The organism is Veillonella montpellierensis DSM 17217, from assembly GCF_000426745.1.
Taxonomy (GTDB): Bacteria; Bacillota; Negativicutes; order Veillonellales; family Veillonellaceae; genus Veillonella; species Veillonella montpellierensis.
This window is the reverse complement of the sequence record NZ_AUFY01000011.1, coordinates 1-15,609: the sequence shown is the minus strand read 5'-3', so window position 1 is coordinate 15,609 and position 15,609 is coordinate 1. Positions and strand designations below refer to the sequence as shown.

Annotated in this window: 9 protein-coding genes; all 9 read right to left on the bottom strand. The window is 39.1% G+C overall.

All coding sequences use genetic code 11. The annotated features are described in order from the left end of the window. Positions 1-7: 7 nt before the first annotated feature. Complete coding sequence (locus K357_RS0104250) at positions 8-691, bottom strand: dTMP kinase (RefSeq protein WP_028257601.1); 684 nt, start codon at positions 689-691, stop codon at positions 8-10. A gap of 85 nt (positions 692-776) precedes the next feature. Next, positions 777-2,255, bottom strand: a complete 1,479-nt coding sequence (locus tag K357_RS0104245) for an aminotransferase class I/II-fold pyridoxal phosphate-dependent enzyme (protein WP_028257600.1) — start codon at positions 2,253-2,255, stop codon at positions 777-779. Between the two features lie 486 nt (positions 2,256-2,741). Then, the gene (pth, locus tag K357_RS0104240; protein WP_028257599.1) at positions 2,742-3,323 is read right to left on the bottom strand and encodes an aminoacyl-tRNA hydrolase; all 582 of its coding nucleotides are present in this window, start codon (positions 3,321-3,323) and stop codon (positions 2,742-2,744) included. An 11-nt stretch (positions 3,324-3,334) separates the two neighbouring features. Then, positions 3,335-4,291, bottom strand: a complete 957-nt coding sequence (locus K357_RS0104235) for a ribose-phosphate diphosphokinase (RefSeq protein ID WP_028257598.1) — start codon at positions 4,289-4,291, stop codon at positions 3,335-3,337. Positions 4,292-4,413: 122 nt separating this feature from the next. Further along, positions 4,414-5,796: a bifunctional UDP-N-acetylglucosamine diphosphorylase/glucosamine-1-phosphate N-acetyltransferase GlmU gene (gene glmU / locus K357_RS0104230; RefSeq protein ID WP_028257597.1), complete on the bottom strand. Its 1,383-nt coding sequence runs from the start codon at positions 5,794-5,796 to the stop codon at positions 4,414-4,416. A 62-nt stretch (positions 5,797-5,858) separates the two neighbouring features. Beyond that, positions 5,859-6,686 carry a pur operon repressor gene (gene purR, locus K357_RS0104225; protein WP_028257596.1) on the bottom strand — a complete coding sequence of 276 codons (828 nt, stop codon included), beginning with the start codon at positions 6,684-6,686 and terminating at the stop codon, positions 5,859-5,861. 658 nt (positions 6,687-7,344) lie between these two features. Further along, positions 7,345-8,343 (bottom strand): YadA C-terminal domain-containing protein, encoded by a 999-nt coding sequence (locus K357_RS0104215; protein WP_028257595.1) that lies wholly within the window; start codon positions 8,341-8,343, stop codon positions 7,345-7,347. 458 nt (positions 8,344-8,801) lie between these two features. Then, on the bottom strand, positions 8,802-13,805 hold the full coding sequence (locus K357_RS0104210) for a YadA-like family protein (RefSeq protein ID WP_028257594.1): 5,004 nt from the start codon (positions 13,803-13,805) through the stop codon (positions 8,802-8,804). 381 nt (positions 13,806-14,186) lie between these two features. Next, positions 14,187-15,609: YadA-like family protein (locus K357_RS08820; RefSeq protein WP_038113579.1), on the bottom strand; the 1,423-nt coding region annotated here is incomplete at its 5' end.

Genomic DNA, 15,609 nt, shown 5'->3' with positions numbered 1-15,609 from the left:
TTATAGGTTATAGTAAATCTACGATTGCCGTATATATGTCTTCATGAATAGCTTCTATGGAGCGCATGTGACTCGTTGTACCATCTGCACTAGCAGCACAAGGAATTCGTCGCCACCCATAGCGTTCAACTAGCTCATCATACGCAGCATGCACATCTGCTAAGTATTGGTGATTTTTTTCATGAATATCACCGGTTGCTCCCCCCGTTTTATGTTCTCTATGCTTCATTAAGTCTTCACTAACTAAGAGCGGTACATCCAGTAAGCACACCAAATCTGGTTTAGGTAATTGAAATTTAATAAACTCAAAATCTTCTAACCATGTTAGAAATGCGTGCCTTTTTTCAGGATCCCTATATTTTACCATCTGATGCACCATGTTTGATGTAGTATAGCGATCGGCTAATACAATACCGCCCTCTTCATAAAATGATTGCCAGTCTTGTCGATAGGACGCAAATCGATCAATGGCATAAAAACTACTTGCCACATAAGGGTTGACATCATTTACATCCTTACCAAATTCACCAGCTAAATACATTTTTATCGGCATAGAAGCGGGGCTATCATAGTTGGGAAAACTAACAGCTTTGACAGCATAGCCTTCTTGTTGTAATCGTTTTGTTAATAACGCAGTCTGTGTTGCTTTCCCGCTACCATCGCCACCTTCTATAATGAATAATTTGCCCATGCCTATTCCTCCATCTATACTACATATATCATACTATAGCGATTCACGAATGATTCCCTATAAAATTTTTCCTATACTACCTATATTATACTGCACGATTCGATTCATCTATCACACGAATCGTAGATAGCGTTATATCTGCTGCCCCATTAGGTATATACCCCGCTAATCTCTGACTTTCAATATAGTCCACTACTTCCTTTGTAATTATCTCGCCCCTAGAAAGGAAAGGAATACCTGGTGGATAGTAACTAATCGTTTCCGCACTAATGCATCCTAGGGCCTCTTGTAATAGTATTTGTTTATATCCTTTATAAAATGCCTGTCGTGGTGTCATGGCAACAACAGGCGTTGGCAATGGATATATTATTCTCATTGGTGGTACGATTCTATTATCGATACGAGTAGTGCTAATTATGCTATCACTAATTCTTTGTATTCCCTGTACTAGCGCCTGTATCGATGCTAGTGTATCACCTATCGTAATTAATACTAACACGTGATTGCCTTGTACCAATTCCACTTCTATATGTTCTTTACGTAATAGCTTTTCAAAAGAAATACCATCTAACCCTAATTCACTAGCATCAATTAACACCTTAGTCAAATCAAAATGAGTAACTCCCTCTAATGAAGTAAGATCCATAACACGAATGCCAGCAATCGCCATCAATTGACGACGCAATTGATTAGCTAACATAACCGCTCGTTCGACTAATACAGATCCCTCTGTAGCCAATTGATGGCGTGCCATATCAAGAGAAGCAAGAAATATATAATTAGGGCTCGTACTTTGCAACATTTGATGTACCTGTGTAACACGCCTATAATCAATGCGTTGTCCTTGCCCTAATAAAATTGATGTTTGTGTGAGAGAGCCTACTAATTTATGCGTACTTTGTGCCACTAAATCAGCCCCTGCTGCAATTGCTTCCACAGGCAACGCTTCTGAAAAAGGCAAATGTGCCCCATGTGCCTCATCTACGAGAACAATAACGCCATGCGCATGAGCCATCTCAACAATCGCTTCTATATCAACACCAATACCATAATAATTAGGATACACTAATACAATTGCTTTTGCTTCTGGATGTGCTTGTAAACACATCGATACTTCCTCTACCGTAGTCCCCAAAGGGATGTTCCAACGATTGCTATATCGCCCTTCTAAATAAACTGGTGTAGCCCCGCTCAATACTAAGGCATTATTAATAGACTTATGTGCTTCTCGTGGAATGATTACTGTATCATGTTCGCCAACCACGCTCATGATCATGGTTTCAATCAATGCAGTTGTGCCATTAATAGAAAACCAACATTGCTTTGCACCATATACATCGGCGGCTAACATCTGCGCTTCCCGTAAAGCTCCCTCTGGTTCATGCAAATCATCTAATGCATACATGACACCTAAATCATAGGCCAACGTATCGCCTAACCATCTTTTAAGTGACTTAGGAGCTTCTTGCCCCAACTTATGACCTGGTGTGTGAAATGGCACAAAGCATTCTGCTTTATACGCTTCTAAGGCCTCTACAAAAGGCATGTGTTTCTGTTTATTTATATCCATATCTACTGTCCATTATCTACCATTTATCACTCCATGCCAGCTTGATGTGATTGTTTGTAGGAAATCTATCGTATAGTAATATTCTACAAACCACTCGTTGCTACTAGCATATATTCTTTTTTATTATATAACAAATATCTCGTTAGAACGATAAAAAAGTAGTCATTCTTTCATAGCTTAGACAATATCATCCATATAGGCCTACCTTATAACGTTTTATAAGAAATGTAAACTAGCGATGATCCTAGATATAATCTATTTTCATCGCTAGTAAAAATACTGCTGTAATCCTATCAACTACATGTATATTCATAGATACAATAGCCCTATTACATGTAACGCTATACGATTAACGACTTAGGCATCATTGACAGCAATGATACCTAAGTCGTTACCTATATACATATTAAGTTTCTATCATCTATCACAATCTATAGTCCATACGACGGAATATGCACATAAAAGAACGTAAACAATCAATTATGTATGCCGTTTTCCCTTTTTAGGATTATACAAGTTCATTCCTTTATCAATACCTACTTCTATAGTCCCCAAAACGGCTTTTGCCATATTGGTAACTCCCTCAGTAATAATTTGTTCTTGTTCTTCTGTAAAGGGTGATAATACATGATCAACAACAGTCCATTTTGGCAAAGGACGTCCTATACCCACACGAAACCGCGGAAATTCTTCGGTGCCTAAATGAAGAATTAGAGACTTAATGCCATTGTGTCCACCAGCACTACCGTTCGGTCGAATACGTAGCTTTCCCACAGGTAAATCCATATCATCATAGATACAATAAACATCAGCCGGATCTATTTTATAATATCTCATTAAAGGTCCTACTGCTTCACCACTATTATTCATAAATGTTTGCGGTTTTACTAACAGCACTTTTTCTCTAGCTACCGTACTAGTACATACATCGGCCTTTTTCTCTTCCCGCCACGGTGTATGGGAGAGAGTACTAGCGATCTCATCAATGACCATGAATCCTACATTATGTTTTGTCGCTTCATACTGTTTGCCAGGATTTCCTAAGCCTACTACTAATTTCACAAAATCACCTATTATTTGTCAAATAAATTACTTACCGATACTTCGTGGAAAATACGCATAATTGCTTCGCCTAACAATGGAGCTACTGATAAACTTGTAATCGTATGTAAGTTCTTAGCTTCTGGAGGCAAAGGAATTGTATTAGTTAAAATCAATTCACTAATATTAGAATTAGCAATGCGTTCACAAGCAGGATTTGTTAATACCCCATGTGTCACACAAGCAGTAACTGATTTGGCGCCAAATTCTTGTAACGCTTTAGCACCTTCTACTAATGAGCCAGCTGTATCGACAATATCATCGATAACAATACAGTTCTTACCTTCCACATTACCAATTAAATTCATAACCTTTGCCACACCTGGTTCAGGTCGTTTTTTCTCGATAATAGCAATCGGTGCATCGATGCGATCGGCTAAATCACGAGCACGCGTAACACCGCCTAAATCAGGAGATACAACGATGACATCTTTCATTTGTTTTTCATTAATATATTTAGCAATGATACCAGCACCGAGCAAATGGTCTACAGGCACATTGAAAAAGCCCTGGATTTGACCTGCATGCAAATCAATTGTCACAAGACGAGTAATACCTGCAGTTTGCATTAAATCGGCTACCAACTTGGATGTAATTGGTTCACGACCACGGGTTTTTCGATCTTGTCGCGCATACCCATAATAAGGTACCACGGCTGTAATATGACGTGCAGAAGCACGTTTTAATGCATCTGCAATAACTAGTAGTTCCACTAAATTATCATTAACAGGATAACTAGTTGGTTGCACAACGAAAACATCTTTACCGCGAACACTTTCGTCAATCATAACCTGTACTTCACCATTATTAAAGCGACCAACATGAGCTTTACCCAAAGGCAATCCTAAATAATCACAAATTTCTTTTGCCAATTCTGGATTCGCGTTACCTGTGAAAATTTTTAGTTTTTTGCCGTCTTCAAATGCCATTTTCAATACCTCTTTAGCCTTACTGATAAACACCTATTTATATACATTATGTACTACATTCCTATATTGTATACTATTTTACGAAAAATTGTAATGCGTTTTACTATTTTCACCAAATATTTCTACTTGGTTTTCTTTTTAAAAGTATCGTCTGTTACCCAATGTTCTTTCATAATTTGTTTACTACGTCCTACGGCTAATGCCTTAGATGGTACATCTTTAGTAATCGTAGATCCAGCACCAATATAGCTATATTCACCAACAGTTACAGGCGCCACTAAATTACTATTGCAACCTACAAACGCACCATTGCCGATGATAGTGCGATGCTTGATTTTACCGTCATAATTAACAGTAATACTCCCACAACCAATATTAACACCGCTGCCTATGTCGCTATCCCCAATATAGGATAAATGAGGTAGTTTAGTACCTTCACCGACATGACTATTTTTTACTTCCACAAAATTGCCAATATGAACTGTATCGCAAATAACAGTATTAGGCCTTAAATGTACATAGGGACCAATATCTGTATTATTTTTAATTTCACAGTCATGGCCATAGGTAAAATGAATTGTATTACCATCGCCTACAGTCACATTAGTAAGTCGTGTATGCGGCCCAATCTGACATTCTCTACCAATGATGGTGTGTCCCTCCAAGATAGTTCCTGGGTATAATATAGTATCTTGTCCTACAGTCACTTCTGGGGCTACATAGGTGTTAAGAGGATCAATAATAGTCACTCCCGACTCCATTAATTCACGATTTTTACGATGTTTCAAAATAGCTTCCGCTTCTGCTAATTGTGCTCGTGAGTTAACACCTAACGATTCTTCAAAATCATCTGTTACATAGGCACTGACGCATTCACCAGCATTCACTAAAATGCTAATCACATCGGTAATATATAATTCTCCTTGTGCATTATCATCAGACAATTGTGCTAAACAAGGCCATAATTTATGACTATCAAAGGCATACATACCTGTATTTACTTCCGTTACCGCTAATTCCTCTGGTTTACCATCCTTTTGTTCCACGATGCGAAGCACATGTCCTCGATCATCACGGATAATTCTTCCATACCCAGTAGGATCTGGCATATGTGCCGTTAATACAGTCGCTGCTGCATGCATCGCATCATGTGTTTCTAGCAAAGCTTGTAAGGTTTCCCGTTTCACTAGTGGCGTATCGCCACACAATACTAAAATAGTGCCATCAAATGTTTCTAACATCGGCTGTGCTTGTTTAACTGCATGACCTGTACCTTTTTGTTCCTCTTGTACCACAAAATCAGCTCTATCACCGATATAGTCTTTCACCATATCACCGCCAAAGCCAATGACAATAATGTTTTTCTCTGTACCCAAGGATTGTACCGTATCTAGCACTCGTTCCACCATAGCTTTACCAGCCACTTTATGCAGTACCTTTGGCAACTTGGATTTCATACGAGTTCCTTTGCCTGCAGCTAAAATTAATGCGCCTATATCTTTCATATATCCTCCTGCCATTCACATCGTACCAATTACTTTCCATTACGTGTATATCATCGATTATTCTATGTCCTATCAACCGCATCAAATATGGGTTCTATGTGAATTTTTTTCGTTTGTTCATCGATACTGTAAAACGTAAATAGTGCTTCATAATCATCCACCAATTTAGGGCTAGGGCTTTGGGTCGCTACTAATACACCTGTACCTACAACGACACCATTCATTTCTGCCACTAATTCTGCCAACCCCTTCGCTGTACCCCCAGCTTTCATAAAGTCATCAATAATTAATACTCGTGCATGAGGGGGAATGGCACGCTTCGTTAATGACATAGTTTGAATGCGTCCCGACGATCCTGTTACATAATTAATGCTAATCGACGACCCCTCTGTAACCTTGCTATCACGCCGTGCAATCACCAACGGTTTATTAAATGCTCGTGCCACCATAACCGCCAACGGAATTCCCTTGGTTTCCACCGTCATAATATAATCCGGATGAGAGGTAGCAAACCGAGTCATAATAATTTCACCTAACCGACTCACCACATGCCAATCATAGAGAATGTCAGACATGTAAATAAAGCCGCCTGGAATAATACGATCCGACGTCATCAATCGTTGGTATACATCCTCAAGTACTTGATTGGCTCGTTCTCCCTTGCGATAAGGAATAAACCGCACACCACCTGCTGCACCAGCTACAGTTTCCAATGTACCTAATTCAAAATGTTTCAATGATTCTTTTACAGAAGATAAATCTTCACTTAATGTGGACTTAGCAATATTAAAAAAATCACAAAATGTATTGAGCGAAATAAGTCTTTGTGGGGAATCCACTAATAATTTGGTTAAAGCAACCATCCGATTCACACGTTTTACCTTTTCCACAAATATCCCCCTTTACATCACTTCTTGGTAATATGTATTTCATACGTATCCAAAGTATTATACACTACTTGTCTATGATTATCAATCATTTTTAGCATATCACAAAATGTAAAAGAAATATATGATAAAATGCACGAAAACTACGGCCTTGTCCTGGCATTTCATTCTGAGTATTCTTGCCGAACAACCGTTTTAAAAACATTTGTAATTCGACTTCATCTTTTGTAATTATATTCGTAAATGAACATCTACACTGCCTCTATATCCATCTTTAAGAAACTGCATTAGACCTATCATGTTTTCTACAACTAAAGCCACAATTAGGGCATCTAACATTTTTCATAAAAATACTCCTTCTAAAAAATATATTCCTAGAAAGATAAAAACCTATTTAGCCCCGTAATTGCAAGAGGTTTCAGATTTTTCTGCAACACGTTTCGTTCACCCTTTAAAGTTCACTAAAAAAATAAAATACCAATAGAAGCATATACTTCCTAGCTCCATCAGCATTCAAAGCAACACGTTGTCCTATAAGCTGATATAAATTACCTCATCTAACAAGGTTTTCCTCTCACCTAGCTGCTATCAACTACTAAAAAGACGGCTATCCATCATATGGATAACCGTCCTTGATTACCTATAACATCTAAGTACTATATTACTTAGCGCGTTGTAATTGTACTATTTCTTTTTGTTGTTTCTCTACTTGTGCTTGCAATTTTGCTATCGCTGCATACAACTCTGCCACTTGTGACACATGTTGTTTTTCAGCAGTTTTGCTATGAGAACCTACACGAACAGATGCACCAAAGGTATAAGCATTGTCGTTACCACCTACAGAGGATCCAAAGCTAAGAAGTACATCACGATTTGGTTGATAGAATCCGCCTAGTGCTAACGCATGTTCACTCTTATACGAACCGCTAGCTACGGAAAGGCTCAATTTGTTATTTTTATCGAATGCTAGTGGATGTAATCCAGCTAATGCCGTTACCTTAGCTAACCCTTTGTTAGTTTGGTTACGTAATGCATTTATTTCTCCTTTTGGAGCCCCCATAGCAGCTTTTATATCACCTCTAAGACTCAGTAGTTCTTTATCGACTTTCTCTGCTTTGCTTTTTGCTGCAGTCGCCTGAACCTGTGCATCCTGAGCCTGAGCTATAACATCCGGCAAAGCTCCTGCTTTTTCTTCAAGATTCTTTATCTTCTCACCATGATCAACTACGTCTTTCTTAACAAGATCAACATTCTTTTGAGTCGCATCAATCTTTTCTTTTAGCTCAGGCACCTTATCTGCATTAGCTTTTACTTCCTTTACAGCCTCTTCTGCTTTAGCAACCTGATCCTTAATAATATTATTTGCAGTTCTTTGTGCTTCTACCTTAGTTTCAGCATCTTGTATTTTTTTGTCATAACTATTAAACTTGTCCTCATGTTTTTGTATTTTACCTTCATTCTCAATCGCTTTAGTATTAGCATCGCCAGCAGTTTTTCCTACATGGTCAATCTTTCCATCCAACGCATTAACCTTATCTAATGCTTGCTGTGCTATTTCTTGTGGTGTTTGTCCTGCTTGTGGTCCTGTAGGTGGTTCTGCACAAGCCAAGGTAGAGAAAAACGCGGTGCAAATGGCAGTGGTTACTATAATTTTTTTCATATATACTCCTATACTCTTAAAAAGAACTTAAACATATTTTTTTCTCAGTATAACCAAGTTTTGTATGAAAAATCAAGATATTTTATATGATTTATTTTCATAGGTTATATCAAATAAACATATTAGATATAAACATCACAAAAATCGCTTTATATCTGCATTTTATGATAAAACAATGTTGATTACAATGCATTTTTTATTATCTCATTTTATAAAATAAAACGATAACAAACTGGTGTGTACACATTAGCTATTGAAAATCACATCGCATGATATGTCCCCCTTATTCCACGAATTATAGATATAAAAAGCGTATTCAAATCAACTCTCATGAAGGCCTAACAGGATGTCCACCCTTACCAGTAGATATCTAATTATCACAAAAGCCCTACCCTTTTCAACATGTTGCTAAAAGGGTAGGGCTTATATGTGATTGATAAGCATGCAGCTAGGTTATTCTATTTCATCCCCATTGCTTGCATCAATTTTTTAATTTGTGCTTTCATTTCTGCATTTTCTGCATCTTTTCTAGCATTTTCTGCTTTTAATGCAGCAATTTCATCTTGCATAACATAGATGGAAGATATTGGTCCACCTTTATATCGTTCTGGAATGCGGTCCGCATCGCTTGTACCGAAACGATAGGTTGCGCCAATATTTGCCATGGTCTTACCTTCGCCCACTGTAAAGCCAGCATTCACCATAACGTTTTCATTTGGATTATAGGCAAGACCTAATGCGAGTGCTTGGTTTCCATCATAGGAGCCGATACCTGCCATAATTTGAGATTTTCTCAATGGGTCATAGCTTAATGGATTCATCGCAGCCAATGCTGCCGCATGAGCCCCCACTTCATTGACCCGTTGTGCATTTTGAAGAATTGCATCGCCGGCTTTAACAAGGTTTTCACTCAACTCATAGATTTGTCCGCCATTGACAGCATCTTTAGAATCTTTTGCAATCGCCCCATCTTTAACATTGGTAAGTTGCATTCCATCATCATTTGGACCTACTGGTGGTTTAAGACTCATTTTAATGGCACCGCCACTTACTGGTTTTACCTCATTACCATTATTTTGTTCTTTCGTAAGCGGTTTACCATCACCGTCTAACTCACTCCCTTTATAATAATTACCATCTTCTCCTTTTACTACAGGCTCTCCATCTGTATTTACATATTGGAAGCCGCCTGCTGGGCCCTCTTTAAGGCCCTTAATATCCTTACGAAGTTGTGCCGTCATGTCTGGATCGAGTCCTACGGTGAAGGTTTTGACATTTGTATCTTTGTCCACCTCTGACGATACAACAATTCCCTTATCACCTGTCACATTGATAAGGTTTGTAATCACTTTTTTACCTTCTACCGATAGATCTTTTAAATCTTTCCCATTCTTAGCGACTGCAGTAATTCGATCATTCAAATTCGTTACCGCATCGCCTACGGTATGTACTTCTTTAGCGGTACCATCAGCCTCATTCGTAACTTTGAAAATCGGTGCTTTAATAGTTCCATCATCGTTCACCGCAGCACCACCGCCAAGAGCATCTGCTACACTCTTATTACCAACATAGATTTGTGCCCCATTCACTGCATCTGTCGATGTTTCTCCAATCTTACCATTACCCACATTCGAGAATGCTACAGGCGTATCGGTTCCATCTGGATTCATTAATCGGGCTTGTATTTTATCCGATGCTACTGGTGTTGGCTTCGCGCCATCACCACCTACTTTCACATTACCATCCGCATCCACGTCGGTTTCTTTGTATAATTTCCCATCCTTTGCTTTTCTCAACGGATTTCCTTGATCATCTCTGTAGACTACGGAACCGGCTTGACCGTTGCGCAACGCATTTACTTTTTCTGTCAATGTTTTACCATTCAACCCATCAGCACCTGTCATGCCTTGATCGGAACCTACACCATCTGAAGATGTATCGCCTAATTGATCTATCTTACTTAATTTATCTTTCAACGTTTGTGCTAAACCAATGGTGATTTCATTACCTTTTACCGCTGTAGCGATTTCATCACTAGCACCTTTAACGGTTAATGTATCTTTCGTTAAGTTCACCGCTACATCAGGTGCATCTGTATCTTCCTTGGTTTTTGTTGTATCCCCTTTAATTTTTAATACTGTAGTATTGGATAAATCATTTTTCAATGCATCAATTTTATCCGTAATATCCGCAGTCCATACTTTATCCGTAACTGCTTTTTTTATATCTTTAATATCGTTTTCAGCAGTAGTTAAACGAGTTCCCTGGTCGGTAACTGTTTGATCAATATCCTTGACTTTATCTTGCACCGTCTTCACATCAGTTTTAATAGTACCTACTTCGGTTTTAGTGGCCACACCAGTAATCGTAATTTCTTTACCTGCTATCGCTGTATCTGGGTTTGTGCCATTGGCTTGTGATAATGTAATTGTTCCATCGTCCGTAGCTGCATAGGTACCTGGAATGGTATGTAATTCTGCTTCTTTTATCGCATCTAATTTACCATCAATCTTAGTTTCCAAGGCAGTACGTGCCGCTTCATTCGCTTCATTCGCACGAGTGATGTTATCATTCAAGCCTTTAATTTCATCAGCTTTTTTCCCCAATGTATCTGTGAATTTTTTAAGCGTATCCACATCCACTTTATCTTTTACTGCATCTGTCAAAGCTTTTAAATCAGAGGCATTCGCTTTATCTGCCAGCGCTGCATTCATATCATCTTGACTTACCTTCTTAGCCAATTCAGTTTGAATACCACTTACAGCAGTTGTCAAATCATCTTTACTTGCTTTTCCATCCACCTCTGTTTTTAAATTGTCTAATGCGGTTTTGCTAGCAAGACCAGTAATTTTTACTGTTTCATTGTCTTGTACAGTACCTGTACCATCTTCTTGTTGTAATGTAACGGCACCGTCCCCATCAACTGCATACGAACCTGTCTTGACATGCAATTCCTTTGCTCCCAATGCTTTTAACTGTTTTACATTTACTGCATCATAATCATTGGTACCACCTGCCACATTGATAATGCGGCGTGTTATCTTTTTAGTAGCATTACCAATCGATACAACACCATTACCAGAGTTATTAACACTCTCATTCGTCAAATACGATGTTGTATTAACACCTTCCTCTTCTTGTGCCAGTGAACTTTCCCCTAATACGACAGAGTGCTCAATATCAGCTTGTGCCGCTGGACCTAATGCCACGGACGCGTTTCCATTTGTTATTGCCTTTTTACCTAATGCCGCGGAGTCTTTTCCATAGGCTTGTGCATTAAACCCGATAGCCATAGCATAGGTAGTCGCATCTCCCGTTTCCGAGATTCCTTTCCCCGCTCCACCGCGTTTAGCGTTTCCTACATACGAATCTGTACCGATAGCAAGAGAGTTCGCACCATTTACAGTGGCATAGGATCCTAATGACAAGGCATTTTCACCATAGGCGAGCGTGGATTGCCCCAATGCAATCGTTTGCATGCCATTACTTACTGCATAACTGCCTAATGCAACCGATCGAGCTCCCATACTATTAGCCCAAGGGCCTACAGCTACAGAGTTTTGACCAGTTGCCCCCTCATTATTAAAGTTTCCCTTTAATACCAAGTTTGTCGGCTTATCATTTTTACCTAGTGTCCATGTTGTATCTGGGTAATCGGCCTCTGTTTTATCCGCCGCTCCAGAAATTGCCAAGAAACGAGTTCTAGTTACTTTTTCTAACGCTTTTAACTGTTTTACATTTACTGCATCATAGTCGTCATAACCACCAGCTACGCCCACGATGCGACGAATAACGCTCCCATTAGTATCGCCGAAATTGCGTTTAGTGCCCACTGATACAACACCGTTACCAGTATTATTCACAGCTTCTTCCGACATATAGGATTTACCATTTGTGGCACCATCGCTGGCAAGTACCGTAGAATTATAGCCTAAGGCAACAGAATTAGCACTATCAACGGTAGTATTTGTACCGAGAGCAACGGCACCTTTTTTCTGTGCTTTTGCGCCAAATCCGACAGCTACGGATTGACTTTCTTCTACTCTTACATCACGACCAATCCCTACTGCATCATCGGCTACAGCGGTTGGCACACCACTTTTATCAAATTTTCCTACCTTCAAATCAACCCCAATGCCGATGGATTGATTGCCATTGACATGTGATTTCGATCCGATTGCAATCGTATTTTCTGAAAATGCCCGTGATTCATTACCCAAGGCAATTCCAAAATTTCTCTCGGCAATAGCTCTACGACCGATTGCCGTTGAACCAGTCAGACGAGATCTAGCAAAGGCACCTATGGCGATACTTTCATTCCCCTCAGCTCCATCATTATTACTATTAGATTTCACATCATCTGGAACCCCATTGATAGTCATTTTCTCGTCGCGACCATTACCTTTGACGGACATATAATTTAACCCTTTTGTTCCCACTGTAACTTTACCATTTGCAGCAGTTAAGGTAATATTATTTCCTGCTTCTAAGGTTATCTTACGATCCGTTGGAGTAACATCAGTAGATGTATCTCCGTCCTTCACAGTAAGCGTTTGTAGACTCACATTTTCCAAGGCTTTCAATTGTTGTATATTCACTGCGTCATAGTCATTAAAACCACCTGCTACGCCTACGATACGGCGAGTAATCTTACCATTGTTATCACCAGAATTCCGTTTCGTACCTACCGATACAACACCGTTTCCCGAATTATTAACTGCTTCATTTGACAAATAGGCCTTATCCGTTGCAGCTGTATCTTCCTGTATTACCTTCGATCCATACCCTAAGGCCACCGAGAAACGGCCATCAACAGTTGCACCTTTACCTAAGGCAACACCGCCTTGTTGTTCAACCGTAGTATCTAATCCTAACGCTATGCCTTCATGTGCTTTTATTTTTATATTTCGCCCGATACCGATAGCTTCATTTGCTCCAGCTTTTGTGGGTTTATTATTATCAAATTGCCCAATCTGTAAATCGACGCCAATTCCTATAGACTGAGCGCCATTGACTTGTGATTTCGACCCAATCGCAATCCCGTTTTCATCATATACACGCGATCGATTACCTATTGCAACGCCATAATTTTTTTCAGCAATAGCATATTGACCGACAGCAACAGATCCTAACAATCTTGTTCTAGCATAGGAACCAATGGCTACACCACCCGGATAACTTGAACCATCACTATTTTTATTATCTTTAACGGTTCCTTCCACATCAGGAAGTGTAATTTCTGCCTCCTTATTATCTCTTGCATGACTTACTGACACATAAGGCGTATTGGCCTGTATTGGGTCAGCGCCTTCAACTACCACTATATTCACACCTATTGTTAAAGCCGCCAATATACTAGCTACTACTGTTTTCTTTTTACTCGAATGACTGTTTGCCATTTCAGAAACTACAACGTAGCACTGTTTTGATTGACTCCAAATAACTTTAAATATCTTATTCATACACTCCTCCTACTTGTATACACATATGTCACAGCATAAGTATTCATAGCATTAATATGAACTATGATATATGTTCATATTAACCATGATATATATATATATATATATACTATCATATTTTGCACAATGTATCAAGTTTTTCCTAGTAATTTGATTTGTATTTCTGTAATTCTGCCCTTTATTTTATTGATACTATGCATATGAATAATATGTATGTATATCACCTAATGATAACTACGCATGATTCCTATTTATTTCATAATGAGTATCGTATCATCATCACTGGTAACGTCTATTCATCACAAAAGCCCTACACTTTCAACATATTGCTAAAAAGGGTAGGGCTTATATGTGATTCATGAAGCATGCAACTAGGTTATTCTATTTTATGCCCATTGCTTGCATCAATTTTTTAATTTGCGCCTTCATTTCTTCATTATCTTGTGCCATTTTACTATAGGATGCTTTCATTTCTTGGTTTTCTGCTTGAATATGCGCATTATCTTCCAATACTTTTTTATATGCTGCTTTTGTAGTTGCATTTTCTTCTTTCAATGCAATCACTTCATCCTGTAACACATAGACTGATGAAATAGGGCCCGCTTTATACCGATCAGGGACTGCTCTCTTATCTGCACTCCATCCAAATTTATGGCTAAAGCCAGCATTGAACATGTTTTCGTTTTCCCCTAATGTTATGCCTGCATGGAACATAGTATCTTCACGTGTAAAGTGTGCGATACCTAATGCTACTGCTGTTTCTTTTTTATAGTTACCTATACCAGCCATAATTTGCGTTGGTTCTAATGGATCATATTGCAATGGCTTTAAGGCTGCTAATGCCGCAGCTTTAGCACCAGCTTTATAAATATCTCCTGTAGCTTCGTTCATAACGTTGTTTGTTGCATCTTTCAACTGATCCAGATTAACTGCATCGGTTCCTTTTACGCCTGGTGCCACATTCGTGATACGATTACCACCATTATTGAGTCCGTTGAATGTTAACGATACATCTGGTCTATGTTCTTTGCCATCAAGAGTCGTAGAAGAAATCGTAACACCTAATGGAGATACATTAGTGGTTGCAAATGGAGTAGCCTTTGGTTCCTTCGTTGGATCTACACCAGGACGATACATTGTATACGTTGTATCCGTACCACTATGTAACACATCCGTTTTCATTTCCACAGGTTTCTTATGATCGTCAAGTATCGGTTTATATTTCTTTTTCTTGTCATCATAATATTGTGGAGTATGTGTGCCCGTATAGTGGGTTGTACCGTCTTGCATTTCCACATTTTTTGCCAATTTCACTGTCATAGTAGCCGGTGTTTTTATAGTACCATCTTTATTCGTAACAGCTTCTGTTACCTCTACGCCAATGTTCTTATCCGTTAGGTTTGTAGCTCCCCCTTTAATGGCCAAGGTTTCTCCAAGTTTAACCTTCAGAGCAAGATCTTTGCCCTCTTTCGTCTTCGTATCGCCTACAAATTGGCGAATGCCACCAAACTGTTTGCTGACAGCAACCAACTGATCTTCCGTAGCGGCACGACCCGATACAAAGGTTGGACTTGTTACATTCCAGTCTTTGTTATCTAATCCTGTAATGAAATTACCTGTTGTAGGAGTGCCATCTGTTTTCTTACCATCATCACTAGGGATAACGGATTGGTTGCCAATTACCACGCCACCAGTGACAGTGTCATTGTCACCTTTTACGCCATTCACACGAATGGTGGTGCTTGTCACGTTCGTTGCTTTTGTATCGTCTGTGAACGTAGCACCTGTAGCATCTACTTTGGAT